The organism is Streptomyces sp. bgisy159, from assembly GCF_965341775.1.
Lineage (GTDB): Bacteria > Actinomycetota > Actinomycetes > Streptomycetales > Streptomycetaceae > Streptomyces.
In genome coordinates, this window is record NZ_CBDQZH010000004.1 from 1 (window position 1) to 23,745 (window position 23,745).

General features: G+C 72.4%; 25 protein-coding genes. 19 read left to right on the plus strand and 6 right to left on the minus strand.

The features are described from left to right. Window positions 1-73: 73 nt before the first annotated feature. Window positions 74-487, minus strand: coding sequence for a pyridoxamine 5'-phosphate oxidase family protein (locus ACSLTV_RS05565; RefSeq protein WP_432135033.1), 414 nt, complete (start codon window positions 485-487; stop codon window positions 74-76). 119 nt (window positions 488-606) lie between these two features. Here ACSLTV_RS05565 and clpB point away from each other — a divergent pair, with 119 nt between their 5' ends. The 5 genes from clpB (at window position 607) to ACSLTV_RS05590 (ending at window position 6,438) form a co-directional block, all read left to right on the plus strand. After that, entirely contained in the window at window positions 607-3,204 is a 2,598-nt protein-coding gene (gene clpB, locus ACSLTV_RS05570; RefSeq protein WP_435611718.1) for an ATP-dependent chaperone ClpB, read from the plus strand. Between the two features lie 149 nt (window positions 3,205-3,353). Beyond that, on the plus strand, window positions 3,354-3,890 hold the full coding sequence (locus ACSLTV_RS05575; RefSeq protein WP_432135035.1) for a YbjN domain-containing protein: 537 nt from the start codon (window positions 3,354-3,356) through the stop codon (window positions 3,888-3,890). A gap of 563 nt (window positions 3,891-4,453) precedes the next feature. Next, a complete protein-coding gene (locus ACSLTV_RS05580) occupies window positions 4,454-5,365 on the plus strand; it encodes a hypothetical protein (protein ID WP_432135036.1) in 912 nt (303 codons plus the stop codon). Between the two features lie 240 nt (window positions 5,366-5,605). Then, the gene (locus ACSLTV_RS05585) at window positions 5,606-6,091 is read left to right on the plus strand and encodes a prevent-host-death family protein (protein ID WP_432155920.1); all 486 of its coding nucleotides are present in this window, start codon (window positions 5,606-5,608) and stop codon (window positions 6,089-6,091) included. After that, complete coding sequence (locus ACSLTV_RS05590) at window positions 6,088-6,438, plus strand: hypothetical protein (protein ID WP_435611719.1); 351 nt, start codon at window positions 6,088-6,090, stop codon at window positions 6,436-6,438. The genes ACSLTV_RS05585 and ACSLTV_RS05590 overlap by 4 nt, the downstream gene beginning before the upstream one ends. A gap of 104 nt (window positions 6,439-6,542) precedes the next feature. On the opposite strand, the gene ACSLTV_RS05595 is transcribed toward ACSLTV_RS05590, so the two are convergent. The 5 genes from ACSLTV_RS05595 to ACSLTV_RS05615 form a co-directional block, all read right to left on the minus strand. Next, window positions 6,543-6,848: a cytotoxic translational repressor of toxin-antitoxin stability system gene (locus tag ACSLTV_RS05595; RefSeq protein ID WP_435611720.1), complete on the minus strand. Its 306-nt coding sequence runs from the start codon at window positions 6,846-6,848 to the stop codon at window positions 6,543-6,545. A gap of 116 nt (window positions 6,849-6,964) precedes the next feature. Further along, window positions 6,965-7,381 (minus strand): prevent-host-death protein, encoded by a 417-nt coding sequence (locus ACSLTV_RS05600; protein ID WP_386019102.1) that lies wholly within the window; start codon window positions 7,379-7,381, stop codon window positions 6,965-6,967. Window positions 7,382-7,436: 55 nt separating this feature from the next. Further along, complete coding sequence (locus ACSLTV_RS05605) at window positions 7,437-7,751, minus strand: type I restriction enzyme endonuclease domain-containing protein (protein ID WP_435611721.1); 315 nt, start codon at window positions 7,749-7,751, stop codon at window positions 7,437-7,439. A gap of 131 nt (window positions 7,752-7,882) precedes the next feature. Continuing rightward, window positions 7,883-9,049: a pyridoxal phosphate-dependent aminotransferase gene (locus tag ACSLTV_RS05610; RefSeq protein WP_435611722.1), complete on the minus strand. Its 1,167-nt coding sequence runs from the start codon at window positions 9,047-9,049 to the stop codon at window positions 7,883-7,885. 71 nt (window positions 9,050-9,120) lie between these two features. Then, window positions 9,121-9,444 (minus strand): aminotransferase class I/II-fold pyridoxal phosphate-dependent enzyme, encoded by a 324-nt coding sequence (locus tag ACSLTV_RS05615; RefSeq protein ID WP_435611723.1) that lies wholly within the window; start codon window positions 9,442-9,444, stop codon window positions 9,121-9,123. Window positions 9,445-9,645: 201 nt separating this feature from the next. Here ACSLTV_RS05615 and ACSLTV_RS05620 point away from each other — a divergent pair, with 201 nt between their 5' ends. The 14 genes from ACSLTV_RS05620 (at window position 9,646) to ACSLTV_RS05685 (ending at window position 23,743) form a co-directional block, all read left to right on the plus strand. Then, window positions 9,646-10,068, plus strand: a complete 423-nt coding sequence (locus ACSLTV_RS05620; RefSeq protein WP_432135042.1) for a hypothetical protein — start codon at window positions 9,646-9,648, stop codon at window positions 10,066-10,068. Window positions 10,069-10,420: 352 nt separating this feature from the next. Then, window positions 10,421-10,957, plus strand: coding sequence for a DUF2617 family protein (locus ACSLTV_RS05625; RefSeq protein WP_435611724.1), 537 nt, complete (start codon window positions 10,421-10,423; stop codon window positions 10,955-10,957). 62 nt (window positions 10,958-11,019) lie between these two features. Then, the gene (locus ACSLTV_RS05630) at window positions 11,020-12,702 is read left to right on the plus strand and encodes a polyamine aminopropyltransferase (RefSeq protein ID WP_435611725.1); all 1,683 of its coding nucleotides are present in this window, start codon (window positions 11,020-11,022) and stop codon (window positions 12,700-12,702) included. Between the two features lie 52 nt (window positions 12,703-12,754). Next, window positions 12,755-13,651 (plus strand): SRPBCC family protein, encoded by an 897-nt coding sequence (locus ACSLTV_RS05635; RefSeq protein WP_435611726.1) that lies wholly within the window; start codon window positions 12,755-12,757, stop codon window positions 13,649-13,651. Window positions 13,652-13,683: 32 nt separating this feature from the next. Further along, window positions 13,684-14,472, plus strand: a complete 789-nt coding sequence (locus ACSLTV_RS05640; protein ID WP_435611727.1) for an aldose 1-epimerase — start codon at window positions 13,684-13,686, stop codon at window positions 14,470-14,472. Between the two features lie 10 nt (window positions 14,473-14,482). After that, window positions 14,483-15,031 (plus strand): orotate phosphoribosyltransferase, encoded by a 549-nt coding sequence (gene pyrE, locus ACSLTV_RS05645; protein ID WP_432135047.1) that lies wholly within the window; start codon window positions 14,483-14,485, stop codon window positions 15,029-15,031. Between the two features lie 144 nt (window positions 15,032-15,175). After that, window positions 15,176-16,198 (plus strand): class II fructose-bisphosphate aldolase, encoded by a 1,023-nt coding sequence (gene fbaA / locus ACSLTV_RS05650; RefSeq protein ID WP_432135048.1) that lies wholly within the window; start codon window positions 15,176-15,178, stop codon window positions 16,196-16,198. A 120-nt stretch (window positions 16,199-16,318) separates the two neighbouring features. Continuing rightward, window positions 16,319-17,830 (plus strand): MFS transporter, encoded by a 1,512-nt coding sequence (locus ACSLTV_RS05655; RefSeq protein WP_435611728.1) that lies wholly within the window; start codon window positions 16,319-16,321, stop codon window positions 17,828-17,830. Window positions 17,831-17,847: 17 nt separating this feature from the next. Continuing rightward, entirely contained in the window at window positions 17,848-18,261 is a 414-nt protein-coding gene (locus ACSLTV_RS05660) for a DUF3151 domain-containing protein (protein WP_432135050.1), read from the plus strand. Window positions 18,262-18,435: 174 nt separating this feature from the next. Next, window positions 18,436-19,275, plus strand: coding sequence for a tryptophan 2,3-dioxygenase family protein (locus ACSLTV_RS05665; protein ID WP_432135051.1), 840 nt, complete (start codon window positions 18,436-18,438; stop codon window positions 19,273-19,275). After that, window positions 19,268-20,479 (plus strand): kynureninase, encoded by a 1,212-nt coding sequence (gene kynU / locus ACSLTV_RS05670; RefSeq protein ID WP_432135052.1) that lies wholly within the window; start codon window positions 19,268-19,270, stop codon window positions 20,477-20,479. Before ACSLTV_RS05665 ends, kynU begins: the two co-directional genes overlap by 8 nt. 368 nt (window positions 20,480-20,847) lie before the next feature. Beyond that, on the plus strand, window positions 20,848-21,735 hold the full coding sequence (locus ACSLTV_RS05675; RefSeq protein WP_435611729.1) for an alpha/beta hydrolase: 888 nt from the start codon (window positions 20,848-20,850) through the stop codon (window positions 21,733-21,735). A 121-nt stretch (window positions 21,736-21,856) separates the two neighbouring features. Continuing rightward, complete coding sequence (locus tag ACSLTV_RS05680; protein ID WP_432135054.1) at window positions 21,857-23,062, plus strand: cytochrome P450; 1,206 nt, start codon at window positions 21,857-21,859, stop codon at window positions 23,060-23,062. An 87-nt stretch (window positions 23,063-23,149) separates the two neighbouring features. Next, window positions 23,150-23,743 carry a Uma2 family endonuclease gene (locus tag ACSLTV_RS05685; RefSeq protein ID WP_432135055.1) on the plus strand — a complete coding sequence of 198 codons (594 nt, stop codon included), beginning with the start codon at window positions 23,150-23,152 and terminating at the stop codon, window positions 23,741-23,743. The last annotated feature ends 2 nt before the right edge of the window (window positions 23,744-23,745 follow it).

Consider the following 23,745-nt stretch of genomic DNA (forward strand, 5'->3'; position numbering starts at 1 on the left):
CTGCAGTTTCCGGGGATATTTCCCGCTATCGCCCCTTCGGCCCGGTGGCTGAAAAGCGCCGGTGTGAATCAGGTCATCCCCGCCCCATCGCCCGGGTCAGGTCGATTTCGATCACCACCCGGGCCGGGTTGGGTGACGGCACCCGTCCGTACCGCTCCGCGTAGCGCCGCTCGGCCTCCGCGACCCGGTCCGGGTCGGTGTCCACCCGGGCGATCCCCTCCAGCGTGGCCCAGCGGCGCCCGTCCACCTGGCACACCGCCACCCGTGCCCCGGTCGGGCCTGCCGCCCGCACGTTCCCCACCTTCGTGCTCGCCTTGTTCGCGATCACCCGGGCCAGCCGTGCCCCGGGGTCGTAGGTCACCCCGACGGGTACCACGTGTGGGGTGCCGTCCGGGCGGAGCGTGGTCAGGGTGCACAGGTGTCTCTCCTGCCAGAAGGCGAGGTACGGCGCGTCCGGCGCGCCCGGATCCTGGGGATATGCGGCCATGGCCGGGAACTTATCCGCCGTACGGCCCCCATCTCCACCTTGAGCGGAATAGACTCAACTTTGTGTACGCTGTTCCAGTCAGTACTGGGAGACGCTGACGCCAGGAGGAGAGAGCGAACGTGGACGCCGAGCTGACCAACCGGAGCCGGGAAGCGATCAACGCGGCCGGCAACCGCGCCGTGACCGGGGGGCACCCCGATCTGACCCCCGCCCACCTGCTGCTGGCGTTGCTGGAGGGCCGGGAGAACGAGAACATCACCGACCTGCTCGCGGCCGTCGACGCCGACCAGGCCGCCGTGCGCGCCGGGGCGGAGAAGGTGCTGGCCGCGCTGCCCAGCGTCACCGGGTCCACGGTCGCGCCGCCGCAGCCCAACCGGGAGCTGCTGGCCGTCATCGCCGACGCCCAGGCGCGGGCCCGGGACCTCGGCGACGAGTACCTGTCCACCGAGCACCTGCTCATCGGGACCGCCGCCAAGGGCGGCCAGGCCGGCGAGGTGCTGGCGGCACAGGGCGCCACCGCGAAGAAGCTGCTCGACGCCTTCCGTGCGGCGCGCGGCGGTCGGCGGGTGACCACCTCCGACCCGGAGGGCTCGTACAAGGCCCTGGAGAAGTTCGGCACCGACTTCACCGCCGCCGCCCGGGAGGGCAAGCTCGACCCGGTCATCGGCCGCGACCAGGAGATCCGCCGGGTCGTGCAGGTGCTCTCCCGCCGCACGAAGAACAACCCCGTGCTCATCGGCGAGCCCGGCGTCGGCAAGACCGCCGTCGTGGAGGGCCTCGCCCAGCGCATCGTCAAGGGCGACGTGCCCGAGTCGCTGCGCGACAAGCGGCTGGTCGCGCTGGACCTCGGCGCGATGGTCGCCGGCGCCAAGTACCGCGGCGAGTTCGAGGAGCGGCTGAAGACCGTCCTCGCGGAGATCAAGGACTCCGACGGTCAGATCATCACGTTCATCGACGAACTGCACACGGTCGTCGGCGCGGGCGCCGGCGGCGACTCCGCCATGGACGCCGGGAACATGCTCAAGCCGATGCTGGCCCGCGGCGAGCTGCGCATGGTCGGCGCGACCACGCTGGACGAGTACCGGGAGCGGATCGAGAAGGACCCCGCGCTGGAGCGGCGCTTCCAGCAGGTGCTGGTCGCCGAGCCGAGCGTCGAGGACTCCGTCGCCATCCTGCGCGGGCTCAAGGGCCGCTACGAGGCCCACCACAAGGTGCAGATCGCGGACAGCGCGCTGGTCGCCGCCGCCACCCTCTCCGACCGCTACATCACCTCCCGCTTCCTGCCCGACAAGGCCATCGACCTCGTCGACGAGGCGGCCTCCCGGCTGCGCATGGAGATCGACTCCTCGCCCGTCGAGATCGACGAACTCCAGCGCGCAGTCGACCGGTTGAAGATGGAGGAGCTGGCCCTCGACAAGGAGACCGACGCCGCCTCCCGCGAGCGCCTGGACCGGCTGCGCCGCGACCTCGCCGACAAGGAGGAGGAGCTGCGTGGTCTCAACGCCCGCTGGGAGAAGGAGAAGCAGTCCCTCAACCGGGTCGGCGAGCTGAAGGAGAAGCTGGACGACCTGCGCGGCCAGGCCGAACGCGCCCAGCGCGACGGCGACTTCGACACCGCGAGCAAGCTGCTGTACGGCGAGATCCCGGCACTGGAGCGCGACCTGGAGGCCGCGTCCGAGGCCGAGGAAGAGGTTGCCCGGGACACCATGGTCAAGGAGGAGGTCGGCTCCGACGACATCGCCGACGTCGTCGCCTCCTGGACCGGCATCCCGGCCGGCCGCCTCCTGGAGGGCGAGACGCGGAAGCTGCTGCGCATGGAGGAGGAGATCGGCAAGCGGCTGATCGGCCAGCGGGAGGCGGTGCAGGCGGTCTCCGACGCCGTACGGCGCTCCCGCGCGGGCATCGCCGACCCGGACCGCCCCACCGGCTCCTTCCTGTTCCTCGGCCCCACCGGCGTCGGCAAGACCGAGCTGGCCAAGGCCCTCGCCGACTTCCTCTTCGACGACGAGCGGGCCATGGTCCGCATCGACATGTCGGAGTACGGCGAGAAGCACAGCGTGGCCCGGCTGGTCGGCGCGCCCCCCGGATACGTCGGCTACGAGGAGGGCGGCCAGCTGACGGAGGCGGTGCGCCGCCGCCCGTACAGTGTGGTGCTCCTCGACGAGGTGGAGAAGGCGCACCCCGAGGTCTTCGACATCCTCCTGCAGGTCCTGGACGACGGCCGGCTGACGGACGGCCAGGGCCGCACGGTCGACTTCCGCAACACGATCCTCGTCCTGACGTCCAACCTGGGCAGCCAGTTCCTGGTCGACCCGATCTCCACCGAGGCGGAGAAGAAGGAGCAGGTACTGGAGATCGTCCGGGCCTCCTTCAAGCCGGAGTTCCTCAACCGGCTGGACGACCTGGTCGTCTTCTCGGCGCTGACCAAGGACGAGCTGAGCCGGATCGCGCAGCTCCAGATCGAGCGGCTCGCCCGGCGGCTCGCCGAGCGGCGGCTCACCCTGGAGGTCACCCCGCAGGCGCTGGCCTGGCTGGCCGACGAGGGCAACGACCCGGCGTACGGCGCCCGGCCGCTGCGCCGCCTCGTCCAGACCGCCATCGGCGACCGACTCGCCAGGGAGATCCTCTCCGGCGAGATCAAGGACGGCGACACGGTACGCGTGGACCGCGTCGGCGACGGCCTGATCGTGGGCCCGGCGACCGGCAAGACGCTGTAGCGCCCCGCGCTACCGGCCCCCCGGCGCCGGTGGCGCGCCGGGGCGGCGGCCCCTGATTCCGCTGTCCGCCGTAAAGAACGGGTCGGGGTTGCCAGCCCCCGCCCCCTCTGGGGGAGGATGGCAAGCATCCGTACGAAGGGAAAAACACGGTGACCATCGACCCGTCCTCGATTCCGAACTTCGGGGGCCAGCCCGAGCCGCAGCCGCAAGGACCGGCGGGCCCCGTCGTCCCGGATCAGGACCTCGTGAAGCAGCTCCTCGACCAGATGGAGCTGAAGTATGTCGTCGACGAGGAGGGAGACCTCGCGGCGCCGTGGGAGCAGTTCCGTACGTACTTCATGTTCCGCGGCGAGAACGAGCAGGCGATCTTCTCGGTGCGCACGTTCTACGACCGGCCGCACAAGATCGACGAGAAGCCGCAGCTCCTGGAGTCCATCGACGACTGGAACCGGCGCACCCTGTGGCCCAAGGTCTACACCCACACCCACGACGACGGCACCGTCCGTCTGATCGGTGAGGCGCAGATGTTGATCGGCGCCGGGGTCAACATCGAGTTCTTCGTCTCCTCCACGGTCAGCTGGGTCCGCGCGGCCATCGAGTTCGACCGCTGGCTGGTCGAGCAGCTCGGCCTGGAGCAGGAGGTCAACGACGCGGAGCAGCCCGACGAGGGCGACGACAGCGAGTAAGGCCCCCAGCGGCCCGAAGAGGCGTGCGCGCGACTGCCGCCAGGCAGGCGCCGCACGTGCGGGAGAGCCCGGCCAGGGCCGTGATCACGCCGATCACGCGCCGCGGCCGGGCTTTCGCCGTACGGGCGGCCAGCGGCGGTCGAGCCTTGCGTCCGGTGCCGCGAAGACCGTCGTCCCGGTCCGTGGCAGCAAGACCGCGCACGGTCCGGCACCCGGCCTCGCAGCCTCCACCCGGACCGCCTTCATAGGCGAGTCGAAGGCCGGCGACCACCGTCACTGAGCCCGCCGGGCTCTGGTCACCGTCCACGCCCCGGGCTCACCGGGCCCCTGTCCACGAGGGCCCGGCAGGCCGCTGACCTCCCCAAAGAACCGGGGGAAAGAACTACCCGCCCACCCACCCTCCCCGGCCGCGAGGCCCGCGTCACCCGTCCGAGTGACCGGCTTGCAGGCGCGGGATCAGGGCGGTTACGTTCGCCGCGACAACCGCACACAGACATCGGCCCCCGGCCGGGACTGCAATCCCGATCGAGGGCCTGACCGATCAGGAAGAAGAGAGCTTCCCGATGGCTGACCCGCAGTCTAACGCGCCCCTGCGCGCCGCCGCCGGATCTCCGACCTCCGGCGTGATCCGCGTCCGCACCCGGCTCACCGCCGACTTCACCGTGATCTCCAACGCCCTCGCGCAACGGCGCGGCAGCGCGGTCACGGTCGGCGTCGCGGCGTACATCTCCTCCCTGCCCGACGGCCACCCCGTCACGATCACCGCCCTGTGCGAGCACTTCGCCGAGGGCGAGATCCTCATCTCGCGAGCGCTCAGGGAGCTGGAAGACGCCGGCTACCTGGAGCGCCGCCGGGAACGAACGCCCACCGGGCAGGTCCGTACCCGCACGTACTTCTACGACGTACCCGGCGGCGACCCGGATCCGGACGGGCCCCCCGAGCCGCCCGGACCGCGTCGGCCCCGGAGGCAACCCGCCGCTGCGGCGGTCCCACCCGCGTCCTCGGCTGTGCGGGAACCGGTGCAGGCGCCCGTACAGGCGAAGGAGGAGGCGGAGGCACCGGCCCCGCTCGCCGACGCCGACCCCCGAGCCGTCGCCGTACTCGCCGGCCTGCGCCGGGTCGACCCCCGCCTCGTCCTGACCGCGCGGGAGGTCGCCCGCCTCGCCCCGGCCGTCACCCGGTGGCTCACGGCGGGTCTCCTGCCTACGCAGATCACGGACCATCTCACCGCGCGTCTCCCGGACCACTTCCTGACCCGACCGGCCGGCATCCTCGCCTACCGGCTCAAGGAGACTCCCCTCCCCCTGCCCGCACTGGCCCGCGGCGCGGAACCCCCCGTGCGCCGGGCGGTCGTGCCCATGCGGAACTGCGACGGCTGCGACCGGGGATTCCGCACGGCGGAACCCGGCCTGTGCCGGGGCTGCCGGGAGAAGCGGGAACGCTCGGCCGAAGGCCGTCTCCGTGCGGCCGGCTGAGCCGGTGGGCGGGTGTGCGGTCGTCCCTCGGGTGGGAGACCCCTGGACCGGGTGGTCAAGGGGCGGTGGTACGCGGTGGCCAAGGCCCGGCCGGTGCGCCGGGGGCGCTGGCACTGGCAAGAGCCGGGCGTTGCCGGCGCAGCAGCAGCCCTCGGAGGGGGCGGGCCCTGTCGCTGGAGTGCGGCTTTCAGTTGCTGTCCGCGCATAGAAATCAGAGTGTAATCAGAGTACGGTCTGAGCATGAGTATCGCGCATTCGGCATTCGAATCGGAGTCCGTCTCGTTCACCGACCTGTCGCGGAACCCGAAGGCTGTCGCCGCCAAGGCCGCCGCCCTGGGACGCCTGCGTGTCACGCACCGAGACGCGCCCGACATGGTGTTGACGACGGCCATATACGCAGAACGTGCCGAGGAGAACCTGACCACCGCGTCCCGGCTGTTCCTTGCACTGTTGAAGCAGGACGACGGTGCCGAGTCGCTTTCGCTCGCGCTCCCCGAGGTGTTCCCGTGGGTGCGCCACCTGGACGCTGAGGAAGTCCGGGAATTCACTGTCGAGCTTCTGGAGGCGCTGTCCGACGCCGCTGAGCTGGGCGCCAGGGAGGCCGTGCACCGAGCGATCGTCTCGTGGCGGGCCACCGCCCGCATCAACGCCGACCCTGACCAGCTGAGGGAAGCGCTCCGTCCGCTCGGTGACGTCGACCTCGGCCCGGTCGAGGTGCACGAGTGAGCCCGAAGAAAGGCGATCGGGTCAGCGTCCCTCCGCTGAGTGGCTGGAACGTCATCCATGGGACGACGGAGGCGGCGACCGGTTGGGAGGAGCTGTGCCGGGTCGCGTTGCCGAACGCGCATCGCTGCCTGGAAGCCCTCCGTACAGACCCGCTGTCGCGCGCCAACTGGAACCGTCAGCACCAGCTACGAGGCAGGCACGCCACCAGGGAATGGAAGGGCTCCGAGCTGGAGCAGTGGGAGTACGAGATCACCAGCGGCGGTCGGGTTCGATACCTGGTCAGCCCGGAGACCGCGACCGTGATCCTGGTGTATGCCTCCCCGCGACACCCGAAGGACACCGAATAGTGGGCCTGGTCTCAAGGTCCCCACTCCCGCACGCGTTCTGCCTGCGAGGGCGGACGAGTTCCCTTGGTGAACATCGGTTCCGCCTTTCGCGTCGAAGCGCGGGCTCAGCTCCCGTCCGTCCAGTACCTCTGGAGTCTCGCAACCGCCTCCTCCTTGGTCATCCTCGCCACGGCGTCCTCGCCGACGCCCACGCGGTGAATGAGCAGATGCACCAGGTCGGCGGGAAGTGCCTCGCGTGGCGGCTCGGGAGCGCCCCGGTCAGGCAGTTCGCCCTGCTGTGCGCAGGCCCAGAACTCGTCCTCGGTGACGTCCAGTTGGTCCCGAAGGATGTGCCGCCACATGGCGGGGCCGTACGCCGTGCGGTCCACCGGGTGCGAGATTCTCGTTCGCAGGATCCTGCCGTCGTGCAAGGTGAGTTCGTAGGTCACATGATGGGTACCGGTGCGCCCGCGGGAATCCCGGACGCGTTCCCACTTCTCGACACGGCAGAAACGATCGTGGTTCTCACGGTCAGGCTGGGGCCAGGTCACTGTGGAGCACCCACCAGCCAGTCGCGCAGTTGTCCGTCCTCGCTGAGGGCGATCAGCTGTACCAGACCCCAGTTCTCCGCGTGGTTGGGGGCGACCCGCAGCCTGTCCTGCCAGTCTTCGGCATACTCACGCAGGACCTGGACCATCTCCCCTATCGCTTCATCGAACGTGGCCCCGTCGGCTGCCAGCGGCAGGCCGGGCAGAAAGACGGACCAGCCACCCGCCTCCGCGACCACCTCGGCCTTCGAGGGGCACACGAGCGACAGATAGTGGCGCAGTCGCTCGACGTCCACGACTGCCGAGCGGCCGGAGTCACGGCGTACGGTCGCTACCCGTCCCTCGTCGGCCGCGTCGAGGAGGTCCTTCAGATGTGCGCGCGCCTGGGTGTAGCTCTCGTAGTGCACAGCGGCCATGACCTGCCTCCTCGATTGTCCGGCCTCCCCAGCGTGCACCCCTCCTTCACGTACGTCAAGTACGTGAAGTACTTGACGTACGTGGGTGCGGATGCGGTGGCGGGAGGCGGGCTGCTCCAGAACCTCCGGGCCCCCACAGGGCTGCCACGATCTCCATCTGCTTGAGGACCAGGTCGACCGCCTCGCCCTCCTCCTCCGGCGGGTAGTCGAACATGGCCAGCATCTGGCGGATGCGGATGCGGGCGCGGAGCTCGGCCCGGACGGGTTCGCGGGAGAGCCGGTCGACGGAGAGAGTGTTCCGGATGTCCTTCACCCGAGTTCGGGCGATCCCGGCGAGCGTGTCCTGGCCGCCCTCCATCAACTCGGCCACTGTCGCGGTGTGCGACCGCGTCGTAGAAGGCCAGCTCGGCGTGGGCCGGCGGCGGGTCGAACTGCTCACCGCGACCGGCCTCCGCCGACACCTCCCGTGCCTCGGCCTCATTCGGGCGAAGGGGCGTGAGCTCACGGCGCCATGCGTTGCAGGCGGTCGGCGGCCTCGTGGAGGACGTCATCCTTCTTGCAGAAGGTGAAGCGTACCTGGCTGCGGCCGACGTCAGGATCGTCGTAGAACACGGAGTTGGGGATGGCGACGACGCCGCAGCGCTCGGGGAGGGCGCGGCAGAAGGCGAGGGCGTTCTTCTCGCCGAGGGGGCTGATGTCGGTGGTGATGAAGTACGTGCCCTGGGGCTGGTAGACCTCGAAACCGGCTGCCCGGAGGCCGTCGCCGAGCAGGTCGCGCTTGCGGCGGAGGTCGGCGCGGAAGCCCTCGAAGTACGCGTCCGGCAGGCGCAGTGCTTCGGCGATCGCGTACTGGAACGGGCCTGCGCTGACGTACGTCAGGTACTGCTTGGCGGTGCGGACCGCGGAGACGAGCGGGGCGCTCGCCGTGACCCAGCCGACCTTCCAACCGGTGAAGGAGAAGGTCTTGCCGGCGGAGGAGATGGAAACGGTGCGCTCACGCATGCCCGGCAGGGCCGCGATGGGGCGGTGCGTGCCTTCGTAGACCAAGTGCTCGTACACCTCGTCGGTGACGACGAGCAGGTCGTGCTCGATGGCGAGTGCGGCGATGGCGCTCTGCTCGTCGGCGGTGAGGACCATCCCGGTCGGGTTGTGCGGGGTGTTGAGGAGAAGGAGACGGGTCCGCGGGGTGATCTTGGCGCGCAGCTCGTCCAGGTCCGGGCGGAAGGACGGCGCTCGCAGGGTGAGCGGCACGCGCTTCGCACCGGCCATCGCGATGCAGGCCGCGTAGGAGTCGTAGAAGGGCTCGAAGGCGACCACCTCGTCGTCCGGTTCGAGGAGGGCGAGCATGGCTGCGGCGATCGCCTCGGTCGCCCCTGCGGTGACCAGGACTTCCGTGTCTGGGTCGAGGCTCAGGTCGTAGAAACGTCGCTGGTGGTCGGCGATCGCCTGACGCAGCTCCGGGATGCCCGGTCCCGGCGGGTACTGATTGCCGCGCCCGTCCCGCAGCGCTCGTACGGCCGCTTCCCGTACTGACTCCGGCCCGTCCGTGTCCGGGAAGCCCTGGCCCAAGTTGATCGCGCCCGTCGCTGTAGCCAGCGCCGACATCTCCGCGAAGATCGTCGTCCCGAGTCCGTCCAGCCTGCGGTTCAGCAGCGGCCTGCCGCTCATGTCTCCACCGTCCTCACCCGGGTATCCGTCGATCCTTCGGAGACCATCCTGGCCGATGCCCGGCAAGGCGTTCACGCGGCCAGCGTCCAATAGGCAGGTGAAAGAGCCTTGACCCAGCCGACCTTCCACCCGGTGAAGGAGAAGATCCTGCCGGCCGAGCTGATGGTTACCGGTGCGCTCGTGCACTCTTGGCGCAGCTCGTCCAGGTCCGGGCGGAAGTCCGGGGCGATCAGGGTGAGCGGTACGCGCCGTGCGCCGGCCATGGCGATGCAGACGGCGTAGGGGTCGTAGAAGGGCTCGAAGGCGATCACCTCGTCCCCGGGCTCCAGCAGCGCGAGCACGGCCGCCGCGATCGCCTCGGTCGCGCCGACGGTCCGTCGGGTCGCTGGGGCCATCCTGACGTATCGCCGCCGTCGCCGAGATGCCGCGCAGGACCGGCGCCGGGGTGGTGCGGGCGGGTCTGGCCGCTCCGCCGCCAAGCTCTGGAGTTCCTCAAGTGTGCTTTGGAGCGTGTGGGCGCCGGGCATCTCCTTGCCACGCACCGAGCGAGAGCCCACGGGGGGCCGCTTCGGGGGAATCGGAAGGAGGGTGGTGCCATGACCATCGGCATCGTCCTGGGTGTGGTGGCGATCGTGCTCGTGGTGGGCCTGGGTGTCGCCGCCGAGCGCCGCAACAGGCGCCGGCTGCGGCGCACCGGCCGGTATGCCGGCGGGCGGGGGTACGGCGGCGGCGCGAGCCGGTCCGGCGACGCCGGGGCCGGGGCCGCCGTGGTGGCGGCCGACGACAGCTGGTGGGCGGGGGACGGGGGCTCGTCGTCGAGCGACGACAACCGACACTCGGGTCACTCCGGCCACTCGGGTCACTCCGGCGACTCGGGTCACTCGGGTCACTCGGGGCATGGTTCGAGCCACCACTCCTGTGGCGGCGGTTCGTCGTCGTGCGGCAGCAGCTCCTCGTCGTCCTGCGGGGGCGGTTCGTCCTGCGGCGGGGGCGGCGGTGGATGCGGCGGAGGCAGCTGACGCGGGGCAGCCGAGCTCCGTCCGCCGACGCCCGCCGCGCCCCGCTCGCGGCGGGCGTCGCGTGCGCCGGGGTGTGCGCCTGGGCCGCGCGGCGCACGCCGTGTTTGAACAGTTGAGCTGAGGAGCCCTCTGAGGGATGGAAACCCCACGAAGTTGGGTAAAAACGCTGTGGTGGCGCCACAGTTCATGATTCCCTCTAAGTCACCAACGCAGCCCCTCGGAATCCTCTCGGACTCCACGGACGTCCCGCGCGGACGCCCTCCCCAGACCGGGCTGACCGGGGCCGAACTCCCGGTGTCGACCGGGGAGCGCCGGACCTACCCCTCTCCTTGTGTGCCTGCGGAGCCGATCCATGCTCACGACCCTGAACACCGCCTACACCGACACGCGCGCGGCCGACCTCGCCTGGGCCCTGGGGCGCGAGCCGCTGCCCGCCCTCGCTGCTCTCGATCTCGAACTGTCGGACGCGAAAGTGCAGTTGAGACTCCTCGGCGCGTCCCACCAGGTGCTCCTCCAGGAGGACCGGGGCAGTTGTTCGGAGACGGTGGCCTGCATCCCCGGCAGCAGCACCCCCCTTCCGCTCGGCGTGGCCAAGCGGGTCGGCGACTGGGAGTACGAGTTCGCCGCGCGCGTCGAGAGACTCTCGCCGAACTCCTTCGCCGGCCGCGCCCAGGAACTCCTCGCCCTCGTCTCCGACCACCCCAACGGCCTGGTCGGCGTGTTCCCGGGCAGCCCGCACGCCTTCACCGCGCTCCTGGTCCAGCGTCAGGGCGCGCAGGTGCACTGGCGTACGTGGCACGCGTATCCGCAGGACGGTCAACTGGTCGCGACGCGCACCCGGGTGGGCGTGCGGGTCGCGGCCCACGATGCCGAAGGGGCGGAGGTTTGACGGCCAAGCTTCACGCGTGTGGGTGACAGAGCGCCATGGTGCCGTGACGTAACGTCGCAGTCGTGATCGAGTCGCACGCCCCCGCCCCGCCCGGTGCTCCCCGCTCCTGGCGGGGCCCGGCCTGGCTGCCGGTGCGGCCCGCGACGGGGCGGTTCCTGGTCCTCGCCTGCGTCTTCGTGTGCGCCGCCTGCGGTCTCGTCTACGAGCTGGAACTCGTCGCCCTCGCCTCGTACTTGATGGGCGACTCGGTCACCCAGGCGTCGGTCGTGGTGTCCGTCATGGTCTTCGCGATGGGCGTCGGCTCGCTCGCCGCCAAACCGCTGCGCCGGTACGCCGCGGCCGGTTTCGCCGTCGTCGAGGTCGCCCTCGCCCTGACCGGCGGCTGCAGCGCCCTCGCGCTCTACGCCGCGTTCGCCTGGACGGCCGACTGGGGCGGCGCCTGGGCGCACGGCCCGCGCGTGCTGCTCGTCGCCTTCTCCCTCGCCATCGGCCTGCTCATCGGCGCCGAGGTGCCGCTGCTGATGGTGCTCATCCAGCGCATCCGACGCCAGGACGCGGGCGGCGCGGTCGCCGACCTGTTCGCCGCGGACTACGTCGGCGCGCTGGTCGGCGGGCTCGCCTTCCCCTTCCTGCTGCTGCCCCTGCTCGGCCAGCTCACCAGCTCCCTGCTGACCGGCGCGGTCAACGTCGTCGCCGGCGGCGCCCTGGTCCTCGGCCTGTTCCGCCGCGGCCTCAGCCACCGGGCCCGCTGGCTGCTGATCACCGCCAACGTCACCGCGCTCTGCGTGCTGGCCGCCGCCGCCGTCCTCGTCGACGACTTCGAGCGGGCCGCCCGGCAGGCGGTCTACGGCACCGACGTACGGGTCGCCCTGGACAGCGGCGTGCAGGAGATCGTGCTGACCGGCGGCACCGGCGGCCGGCCCCTCGACCTCTACCTCGACGGGCGGCTGCGCGTCGCCGGCCGCACCGAGCACCGCTACCACGAGGCCCTGGTCCGCCCGGCGCTCTCCGGGCCGCACGCGCGCGTGCTGATCCTCGGCGGCGGCGACGGGCTCGCCGCGCGGGAACTCCTCACCCGCCCGGACGTACGGCACGTGGACATCGTGGAGCGCGACGCCGCCGTCGTCCGGCTGGCCCGCACCGACCCCGCGCTGTCCCGCCTCAACGGGCACGCGCTGGCCGACCCGCGGGTGCGGGTACGGATCGCCGACGCGTTCGACCGGCTGCGGGCCACCCCCGCCGGGGCCTACGACGTCGTCGTCGCCGACCTGCCCGACCCCGGGATCACCGCCAGCACCAAGCTGTACTCCCAGGAGTTCTACGGCCTCGCCCGCCGCGCCCTCGCCCCGCGCGGGCGGCTCGTCGTGCACGCCGGGCCGTTCACCGCCCGGCCGCACGTGTTCTGGACGGTCGAGGCGACCCTGCGTGCGGCCGGTCTGCGCACCCGGCCGTACCGGGTCGGTGGCCGGGACGACGGCACCCCGGCCGGCACCGGCAGCACGGCGGACCGGCTCGGGGCGCCCCGCGACTGGGGGTTCGTCCTCGCCGGGGCGGACGCCCGGCCGGCCCTGCGCCTGGACCGGCCGCCGGGCACGCTCACCCAGGAGGAGCTGACGGACCCGCTCATCCGGGAGACGCCGCCGGGCACGCTCACCCAGGAGGAGCTGACGGCCGGCGGACAGGACGCGGAGGCGGCGCGGCCGGGCGGCGTACGGGCCTCCACACTGGTGTACCCGCGGTACTGAAAGCCCGTTTCCCGGGGTGCTTTTCCGGGCGCGCTGGGTAGGCTCCCCGACCATGGAGCAACAGGTGTTCGTAGCGGTCCCGCCCGACCGGCTGAGGTCCGCCCTCGCCGATCCCGCGCGGGTGGCGCGAGCGGTGCCCGGGCTCCAGCAGGACGCCGGGGCCGACGGGACGGTCGCCGGGCGGCTCAAGCTCCGGGCCGGCGGCCACAGCATCACGTACCGGGGCGAGCTGCGGGTCGGCGCCGCCGACGACGGCACCCGCACCCTCCGGGCCGACGGCACCGAGGCCCGCGGCACCGGCTCCGTCCACCTCGCCCTCACCCTCCGCGTGACCCCCGCGGACGGCGGCTCCACCCTCCACCTCGCCGGGACCGCGACGGCCGACGGCCGTCTCACCGAGCTGCCGGCCGACACCGTGGAGTCGACGGCGACCCGGCTGTTCCACCGGTTCGCGGAGAACCTGACCGAGGTGGCGGCGGAGGCGGGGGAGACGGGCGCGGACCGCCGGCCGGAAGAGGAGCGCCCGGCGACGGCGGAACCGCGGCCGGGCGGGGAGACCGGGCCGGGACCGGAGACCCCGGCGCAGGCCGACGCCGATGAAGCGCAAGCGGAGTCCGATGAAGCGCAGGCGGAGGCCGACGAGCCGCAGGCCGACGGGTCCGTGTTCGAGGCCGAGGTGCCGCCGCCCTCCCTCGGTCCGTCGGAAGAGGAGGACGGGTTCGACCCGCTGGAGGAGCCGCCCGCCGAGGCCGCGCACGCGCGCCGCACGATGATCGGGCGCAGCGCGGAGGAGGTCGACCACGCCCCGCCGCGCGGCCGCTACGCGCCGGTCCCCGCACCGCAGACGGTCGCCCCCCACTCCACCCTGCGCTGGGCCGCCCCGGCCGCCGCCCTGGTCGTGGCCTCGGCGATCGTGGTGGGCCGGGCGCTGCGGCGCCGTCGGCCGTGAGGCGCCCTTGATCACCCCAGTAGGGTCGTCCTGTGAGTAACGAAGACATCACGTTGACCGCGGGTGACGCGGAGGCCGTAGTGGAGGCGGGCAACGGCGGGCGGGTCGGCGCCCTGCGCGTCGGCGGGCTGGACCTGCTGAGGCGCGGGGAGCGGTTCGGGTGCTTCCCGATGGTGCCGTGGTGCGGCCGGATCCGGGACGGCCGCTTCCGGGACGGGGCCGTCGTGCAGCAGATGCCGCTGAACGCCCCGCCGCACGCCATCCACGGCACGGCGCGCGACGGCGCCTGGCGCGTCGCCCGGCGTGCGGCGGACGAGGCGGTGCTGACGTACGACCTGGCGGATCCGTGGCCGTACCCCGGCCGGGTCACCCAGGTGGTGTCGCTGTCCGGGTCCGCGCTGACGCTGACGACGGCCGTCGAGACGTACGACGACTCCTTCCCCGCGCAGATCGGCTGGCACCCGTGGTTCAACCGCGAGGTCGGCGGCGAGGCCGTCCGGCTGGACTTCGACCCCGCCTGGCAGGAGGAACGCGGGGACGACCACCTGCCGACCGGCAACCGCGTAGACCCGAAGCCCGGACCGTGGGACGACTGCTTCGGGATGCCCGGCGGCGTCGACGTCACCCTCACCTGGCCGGGGCGCCTGGAGCTGAAGGTGACCAGCCCCGAGAAGTGGGTGGTGGTCTACGACGAGCAGGAGGCCGCCGTCTGCGTCGAACCGCAGACCGGGCCGCCCAACGGGCTGAACACCCACCCGCGCCTGGTCACCCCGCTGGAGCCGCTGGAGGCCACGACCACCTGGCGCTGGCGCCGCCTTTAAGCTGACTGGCATGACGGACGTTCGCGGCGCGCTGCTGCAGCAGATCAAGGACAAGGCCGTGGTGCACGGCAAGGTGACCCTTTCGTCGGGTCTGGAGGCGGACTACTACGTCGACCTCCGGCGCGTCACCCTCGACGGCCAGGCCGCGCCGCTGGTCGGGCAGGTGCTGCTGGACCTGACCGCCGACCTGGAGTTCGACGCGGTCGGCGGGCTCACCATGGGCGCCGACCCGGTGGCCGCCGCGATGCTGCACGCGGCCGCCGCGCGCGGCAAGCGGCTCGACGCCTTCGTCGTCCGCAAGGCCGCCAAGGCGCACGGGCTGCAGCGCCGCGTCGAGGGGCCGGACATCACGGGCCGCCGCGTCCTCGTCGTCGAGGACACCTCCACCACCGGCGGCTCCCCGCTGACCGCCGTGGAGGCCGTGCGGGAGGCCGGTGCCGAGGTCGTCGCCGTCGCCACCATCGTCGACCGGGCGACCGGTGCGGCCGAAAAGATCCGGGACGGGGCCGGTGTGCCCTATCTCTTCGCCTTCTCGAAGGATGAACTGGGTCTGGACTGACGGGCCGCCGTGCCCTGGAATGTCCGGCGCGTGGACCATCCGCCCGGGTCTGGGAAGATGGGCCCGACGACGACGTCGCACGCAAGGTCCAGGTCAGGGCTGTAAGCACGTAGTACGCCAACCGCACATACAAGGAGCGGACAGATGCCCATCGCAACCCCCGAGGTCTACAACGAGATGCTCGACCGGGCGAAGGCAGGCAAGTTCGCCTACCCGGCCATCAACGTCACCTCGACCCAGACCCTGCACGCGGCACTGCGCGGCTTCGCGGAGGCGGAGAGCGACGGCATCATCCAGATCTCCACGGGTGGCGCCGAGTTCCTGGGCGGCCAGTACAGCAAGGACATGGTGTCGGGCGCGGTCGCCCTCGCCGAGTTCGCGCACATCGTCGCCGAGAAGTACCCGGTCACCGTGGCCCTGCACACCGACCACTGCCCGAAGGACAAGCTCGACGGGTACGTCCGCCCGCTGCTCGCGATCTCCGAGGAGCGCGTGCGGGCCGGCCGCAACCCGCTGTTCCAGTCGCACATGTGGGACGGCTCGGCGGAGACCCTCGCCGACAACCTCTCCATCGCGCAGGAGCTGCTGGAGCGCGCCCGCGCCGCCAAGATCATCCTTGAGGTGGAGATCACCCCGACCGGCGGCGAGGAGGACGGCGTCAGCCACGAGATCAACGACTCGCTGTACACCACGGTCGACGACGCCATCCGCACTGTGGAGGCGCTGGGCCTGGGCGAGAAGGGCCGCTACCTGCTGGCCGCGTCCTTCGGCAACGTGCACGGCGTGTACAAGCCGGGCAACGTGGTGCTCCGCCCCGAGCTGCTGAAGGAGCTGAACGAGGGCGTCGCCGCCAAGTACGGCAAGCAGTCCCCGTTCGACTTCGTCTTCCACGGCGGCTCCGGCTCCACCGAGCAGGAGATCGCGACCGCGCTGGAGAACGGCGTGGTCAAGATGAACATCGACACGGACACGCAGTACGCCTTCACCCGTCCGGTCGCCGACCACATGTTCCGCAACTACGACGGCGTCCTCAAGGTCGACGGCGAGGTCGGCGACAAGAAGACCTACGACCCGCGCACCTGGGGCAAGCTGGCCGAGGCGAGCATGGCCGCGCGGGTCGTCGAGGCCACGCGGAACCTGCGCTCGGCGGGCACCAGGATCAAGTAACGGATCGGGCAACCCATCGGGTAACTGATCGAGTAGCCGATCGGGCGACCGCCCCGCGGTCCTCGCGAGCCCGGCGTCCGTCCACTGTCGACGGCGCCGGGCTCGCTGTATACCTGGGGCATGCCCGATGTCAGGATCGGCTCCGCGCAGGGCAGGTGGATCCTGTTCACCACGATCCTCGGCTCCAGCATGGCCCTGCTGGACTCGACGGTCGTCAACGTGGCCCTGCCGAGGATCGGCCGGGACCTGGACGCCGACCTGGCGGCCCTGCAGTGGACCGTCAACGCGTACATGGTGACGCTGGCCGGGCTGATCCTGCTCGGCGGCTCCCTCGGCGACCGCTACGGCCGCCGGAAGGTCTTCGTCGTGGGAGTGGTGTGGTTCGCGACGGCCTCGCTGCTGTGCGGGCTGGCGCCGAACGCCGGGATGCTGGTGGCCTCGCGGGCGCTGCAGGGCGTCGGGGGCGCGCTGCTCACGCCGGGCTCGCTCGCCCTGATCCAGGCGTCCTTCCACGCCGACGACCGGGGGCGGGCGGTCGGCCTGTGGTCGGGGTTCGGCGGCATCGGGGCGGCCGTGGGGCCGTTCGTCGGCGGCTGGCTGGTGGACGGCCCGGGCTGGCGCTGGGTGTTCCTGCTGAACGTGCCGCTGGCGCTGGTGTGCGTACCGGTGGCGCTGCGGCACGTTCCGGAGTCCGGCGGCGACGGGGAGCGCGGCCGGTTCGACGTGCCGGGCGCGGTGCTCGGGGCGCTGGCGCTGGCCCTGGTGACGTACGCGCTGATCGACGCGGGGGACGCCCCCGCGGTCGCGGCGGTGACGGCGGCGGCCGGGGTGGTGGCCGGGGTGGCGTTCGTGGCCGTGGAGCGGCGCCGGCCGGACCCGATGATGCCGCTCGACGTGTTCGCCTCCCGCCAGTTCACGGCGGTGAACCTGGTGACGCTGTGCGTGTACGCCGCCTTCGGCGGCTTCTTCTTCCTCACGGCGGTGCAGCTGCAGGTGGTGGTCGGCTACTCGGCGCTCGGCGCGGGCGCGGCGCTGCTGCCGACGACCGTCCTGATGCTGCTGCTGTCGGCCCGCTCCGGGCAGCTGGGGGAGCGGATCGGCCCCCGCGTCCCGCTGACCGTGGGGCCGCTGCTGTGCGCGGCGGGCATGCTGCTGATGCTGCGCGTCGGCCCGGACGCCTCCTACGCCGCCGACGTGCTGCCCGCGCTGCTGGTGCTCGGCCTCGGCATGGTCACGTTGGTGGCGCCGCTGACCGCGACCGTGCTGGCCTCCGTGGACACCGCGCGCGCCGGGCTGGCCAGCGGCATCAACAACGCGGCGGCCCGCGCGGCCGGTCTGGTGGCGGTGGCCGCGCTGCCCCTGCTGACCGGGATGGGCCCGGAGGCGTACCGCGTGCCCGCCGCCTTCGACGCCGCGTTCGGCCGGGCGATGCTGTGGTGCGCCGCCGTGCTGGTGCTGGGCTCCGCCGTCGCCTTCACGACGGTCCGCAGGCCCGCGCCCGACTGCCTCCACCCCGAGTGCCGCAGCCACTGCTGGGTGACGGCACCGCCGCTGGAGAACGGGGAGCGGCCGGTGGACGACGACGGCCGGGCCGCGGGGGGCGGGGACCCGGCTCGCCCCGAGGGGTGGTGAGCCACCACACTGGGCGCATGGCCATTCACGAAAACCTTCTCGGGGGCCCGCCCCCGACCCACCTGCCCGACGACCCGGAGCCCCGTGAGCTGCTCGCCAGCGGCACCACGCCCGCCGACGTGGCCGCGAAGCACCCGACGTCCTCGCTGGCCTGGGCCCAGCTGGCCGACGACGCGTTCGGCCGGGGCAGCGTCGTGGAGTCGTACGCCTACGCCCGTACGGGATACCACCGGGGCCTGGACGCCCTGCGGCGCAACGGATGGAAGGGGCACGGCCCGGTGCCCTGGGAGCACGAGCCGAACCGCGGCTTCCTGCGCGCCCTGCACGCCCTCGCCCGCGCCGCACAGGCGATCGGCGAGCAGGAGGAGTACGAGCGCTGCTCGCAGTTCCTGAAGGACTCCTCGCCGACCGCCGCCCAGACGCTGGGCTAGCGGGCCTGCCGTCGCGGACGGGCCCCGGCCCGTCCGCGCCGTGAGGTCCGTCCGCCCGAGGACGGACCTTGCGGCACCCCGGGGTCATTGCGGAGGATGCCCCTGGGGACCGGGGCCCCCGTGCCGGCATCGGCAGGGGCGGACCGCTACCCGGAGTAACAACAGGAGACAGCGATGTCCCACGATGCTCACGAGGCCGAAGAGCCCGCGACTCCGCATCTCGACTTCGCCGGCACGACGCCCTACGAGGACTATGTCAAGGCGGACGTGCTCACCCACCTCCAGCACACCCTCTCCGACGATCCCGGAGAGATGGTCTTCCTGGTCACCACCCAGGTCATGGAGCTGTGGTTCACCGTCATCGTGCACGAATGGGAGACCGCGGCCGGTGCGCTGCGGCAGGACCGGGTGCCGGTGGCGATCGACGCGCTGAAGCGCTCCGTCCGCGAACTGGAGGCGCTGAACGCCTCCTGGAAGCCGCTGGGCCAGCTCACCCCGGCCCAGTTCAACAGCTACCGCTCGGCCCTCGGCGAGGGCTCCGGCTTCCAGTCGGCGATGTACCGCCGCATGGAGTTCCTGCTCGGCGACAAGTCCGCGTCCATGCTCGTCCCGCACCGCGGCGCCCCCCGCGTCCACGCGGAGCTGGAGAAGGCCCTGCACGAGCCGAGCCTCTACGACGAGGTGCTGCGGCTGCTGGCCCGGCGCGGCCACGCCATCCCCGAGGCGGTGCTGCGGCGCGACGTCAGCCGCCGCTACGAGCCGGTGCCGGAGGTGGAGGCCGCCTGGGCGGCGGTCTACTCCGGCGACCCGGACGCCGAGGCGGCACGCCTCGGCGAGGCGCTGACGGACGTCGCCGAGCTGGTGTGGCGCTGGCGCAACGACCACCTCGTCGCCACCCGCCGCGCGATGGGCGCCAAGGCCGGCACGGGCGGTTCCGCCGGCGTGGCCTGGCTGGAGAAGCGGGCCCGGAAGAACGTGTTCCCCGAGCTGTGGACGGCGCGGTCGTATGTCTGAGCCGACACAACTCGCGCTGAAGGCCGAGAAGCTGGACGCGGGCGACGAACTGGCGGGCAAGCGCGCCGAGTTCGTGCTCGACGACACCGTGTACCTGGACGGCAACTCGCTGGGCGCGCTCCCGGCGGCCGTCCCGGCGGCCGTGGCGGACGTGGTGCGCCGGCAGTGGGGCGAGCTGCGCATCCGCTCGTGGGAGGAGAGCGGCTGGTGGACCGCGCCGGAGCGGATCGGCGACCGGATCGCGCCGCTGGTGGGCGCGGCACCGGGCCGGATCGTCGTGGGCGACTCGACCAGTGTGAACGTCTTCAAGGCGGTCGTGGCGGCGGTCCGGATGGCCGGGGAGCCGGCGTCCGGACGGCGCCGGGACGAGATCCTCGTCGACGCCACGACCTTCCCCACCGACGGCTACATCGCCGAGTCGGCGGCCCGGCTGACCGGGTGCGCGGTGCGGCCGGTGACCCCGGCCGAGGTGCCCGGGGCGTTGTCCGGGCGGACGGCGGCGGTACTGCTCAACCACGTCGACTACCGCACCGGGCGGCTGCACGACCTGCCGTCGCTGACGGCCGCCGTGCACGCGGCGGGGGCACTGGCGATCTGGGACCTGTGCCACAGCGCGGGCGCCCTGCCGGTCGGGCTCGACGAGCACGGGGTGGACCTGGCGGTCGGCTGCACCTACAAGTACCTCAACGGCGGGCCCGGTTCACCGGCGTACCTCTACGTCCGCGAGGAGCTGCAGGACCGCTTCGACTCCCCGCTGCCCGGCTGGAACTCGCACGCCGAGCCGTTCGGGATGCGGCCCGGGTACGAACCGGCCGCCGGGGCGGTGCGGGGGCGGGTCGGCACGCCGGACATCCTGTCCATGCTCGCGCTGGAGGCGGCGCTCGGGGTGTGGGACGGAGTCCGCGTCGACGCCGTGCGCGCCAAGTCGCTGGCGCTGACGGACTTCTTCCTGGAGTGCGTCGGGCAGTACGTGCCCGACGGGCGGGTCGAGTCCCTCACGCCGGTGCGGCACGCGGAGCGGGGCAGCCAGGTGGCGCTGCGGTGCGCCGACGCCGGGTCCGTGATGCGGCGGCTGGTCGAACGGGGTGTGGTGGGCGACTTCCGCCGCCCCGACGTGCTGCGGTTCGGGTTCGCGCCGTTGTACGTGGGCTACGCGGACGTGGAGCGGGCGGCCTGGACGCTGGGGGAGGTGCTGGCGGCGTAGGGCACCGGTCGTCTGCCGTCTGCCGTCTGCCGTCTGCCGTCTGCCGTCTGCGGGGGTGCGGGGGCTGGTCGCGTGGTTCCCCGCGCCCCTGGAGGCCGTCCCGGGGTGGCGCAGGGGGCATGACGGCCCCTCCGGGCGTTCGTCGCGTGTACGGGCGGGTTGCACCCGCGCGTACACGGGCGGGTTACACCCTGTAGCACCCCAGGCGGCGTAGCGAAACCGCAGAACCGTTCCACCCTCACCGAGCGTGACATCCCCGTGTCCGCGCACGTCACCAGCCTGATAGCGTCCGGCCAACGGCCCGATCATCCGCAGGTCCGTTCCCCCTTCCGTCCGTCAATCATGTTGTGTCGTTGAGAGGTTGGAGCATGCCGGACGACGCCGCCGCAGCCCGGGCCGCCGCCGAGGAGCAGTCGGCCTTCTCGCACCCGCCCGTCGCCCCCGACGCCACCGCCGCCTACGGCGACCACCCCGACCAGGTCGTCGACTTCTACGCCCCGCGCGCCGAGACCGGCCGGGGCGGGCCCGCCGCCGTCGCGCCGCTGGTCGTCGTCCTGCACGGTGGTGCCTGGCGGGCGCCGTACGACCGGCGTCACGTGACTCCGTTCGCCGACTACCTGGCCCGGCGCGGCTACGCCGTGGCCAACGTGGAGTACCGGCGCGGCGGCGAGGGAGCCGCGGGCGCGGCCCCCGTCGCGGGCCGGTGGCCGGAGACCTTCGACGACGTGGCCGCCGCCCTCGACGCGCTGCCCGCGCTGGCAGGCCGGGTTATCCCGCAGGCCGACCCGCGCCGCACGGTCCTCACCGGGCACTCGGCCGGCGGCCACCTCGCGCTCTGGGCGGCCGCCCGGCACGTCCTGCCCGCCGACGCGCCCTGGCGCACCGACGGCCCGGCCGAGCTGCGCGGCGTGGTCGCGCTCGCGCCGATCGCCGACCTGACCGTGGCCGACAAGCTCGACGTGTGCGGCGGTGCCGTCCGCCAACTCATCGGGCAGCAGGCGGAGTTCGACGACCGGCGGCCCTACGCCGACCCCGCGCTGCTGCTGCCGACCGGCATCGCCACCACCCTGGTCCAGGGCCGCGCCGACCTCGACGTCCCGCAGGCCGTCGCCGAGTCGTACGCCGAGGCCGCGGCGAAGGCGGGCGAGGTGGTCGGGCTGACGCTGCTGGAGGACGTCGGCCACTTCCCGCTGATCGACCCGGCGGCGGACGCCTGCGCTGTGGTCGCGGAGGAGATCGCCCAGCTGGCCTGGTGAGCCCGAAGGGGCAGGCGCCCGGGGCCCCGTGGACCTTGCTGGACCAGACCGCCCGACGGCTGGACCGGCTCGCCGGTGGTCCCCCCTGGTCAACGGCTCCTCGCCCGGCTAGCGTCCGGCCATGGCAGCCTTCGACCCCTGGGACCCGGCGTTCCTCGCCGACCCGTGCCCCGCCTACGCCGAACTGCGCGCCCGGGGCCGGGTGATCCACTACGAGCCCACCGACCAGTGGCTCGTACCGCACCACGCGGACGTCTCCGCGCTGCTGCGGGACCGTCGGCTCGGCCGGACCTACCGGCACCGGTTCACCCACGAGGAGTTCGGCCGGACGGCGCCGCCCCCGGCGCACGAGCCGTTCCACACCCTCAACGACCACGGGATGCTCGACCTGGAGCCGCCGGACCACACCCGGATCCGGCGCCTGGTCTCCAAGGCGTTCACGCCGCGCACGGTGGAACGGCTCAAGCCGTACGTGGAGCGGCTGGCCGGTGAGCTGGTCGACCGGCTGGTGACGGCGGGCGGGGGCGACCTGCTCACCGATGTCGCCGAGCCGCTGCCGGTCGCCGTGATCGCCGAGATGCTCGGGGTCCCGGAGGCGGACCGGCCGCTGCTGCGGCCCTGGTCGGCCGACATCTGCGGCATGTACGAGCTGAACCCGTCACCGGAGACCGCCGACCGGGCGGTGCGAGCCTCGGTCGAGTTCACCGCCTACCTGCGGGAACTGATCGCCGCCCGGCGCACGGAGCCCGGCGACGACCTGATCTCCGGGCTCATCGCGGCGCACGACGACGAGGACCGGCTGACCGAGCAGGAGATGATCTCCACGGCCGTGCTGCTCCTGAACGCCGGGCACGAGGCCACCGTGAACGCCACCGTCAACGGCTGGTACGCCCTCTTCCGCAACCCCGGGCAGCTGGCCGCCCTGCGCGCCGACCACTCCCTGATCCCGACGGCGGTCGAGGAGCTGATGCGCTACGACACCCCGCTGCAGCTCTTCGAGCGCTGGGTGCTGGACGACATCGAGATCGACGGGACCGTCGTCCCGCGCGGCGCCGAGGTCGCCCTGCTCTTCGGCTCCGCCAACCACGACCCCGCCGTGTTCCGGGAACCGGGGCGCCTCGACCTCGCCCGCGAGGACAACCCGCACATCTCCTTCTCCGCCGGCATCCACTACTGCCTCGGCGCGCCTCTGGCCCGCATGGAGCTGACGGCGTCGATGAACGCGCTGCTGCGCAAGGCCCCGACCCTGTCCCTGGTGACGGAACCGGACCGCAAGCCGAACTTCGTGATCCGCGGGCTGGAGGGGCTGCGGGTCGTGGTGGTGTGATCACCCGTTCGGTGGCTCGTCCGGTCGATTCCGCTGCGGGCCGCAGATGGCCCGGCAAGCTGGTGCCTGCCTGCGGAGGGAGGCACCATGACGGTTATGGCAGAGTGCGCGTCGTCTCAGTTGTCGGTAGACACGTTCGAGCGGATCGCAGAATTCACCGAGCACGAGGACGAGACCGTCAGGTTGGAGTTCATCGACGGACGGATCGGCCTCAAGAAGGTGACTGACAGTAATCACGGTGCGATCGTCATGTGGCTGATCCGCCAGTGCATGCAGGCCCGGCCCGAGTTCGACCTGAATCCCACACAGGGGCTCAAGGCCGAGGCCTATCGCAATGGCCGAGCGAGGCCTGACGCTGTGCTCGCCCCCGTCGACCACTTCGTTGGCCAAGGCAACTGGGCCAACCCCGACGGAGTTCTCATGGCGGTCGAGATCACGTCGCACGATTCGGACACGCACAACCGTGACCGCGTGGAGAAGCCTCGCGCCTACGCGCAGGCGCGAATCCCGGTGTACCTGCTCGTCGACCGGGACAACCGCGCGGTACTCGTGCACAGTGATCCGTCTTCGGAGGGGCGATACCGGGACATCCACACGGTGGCGATCGGCGGCAGGATCAAACTGCCCGAGCCGGTCGACATCACACTCGACACCGAGGGGCTCGGAAAGTACGTCGACTGAGC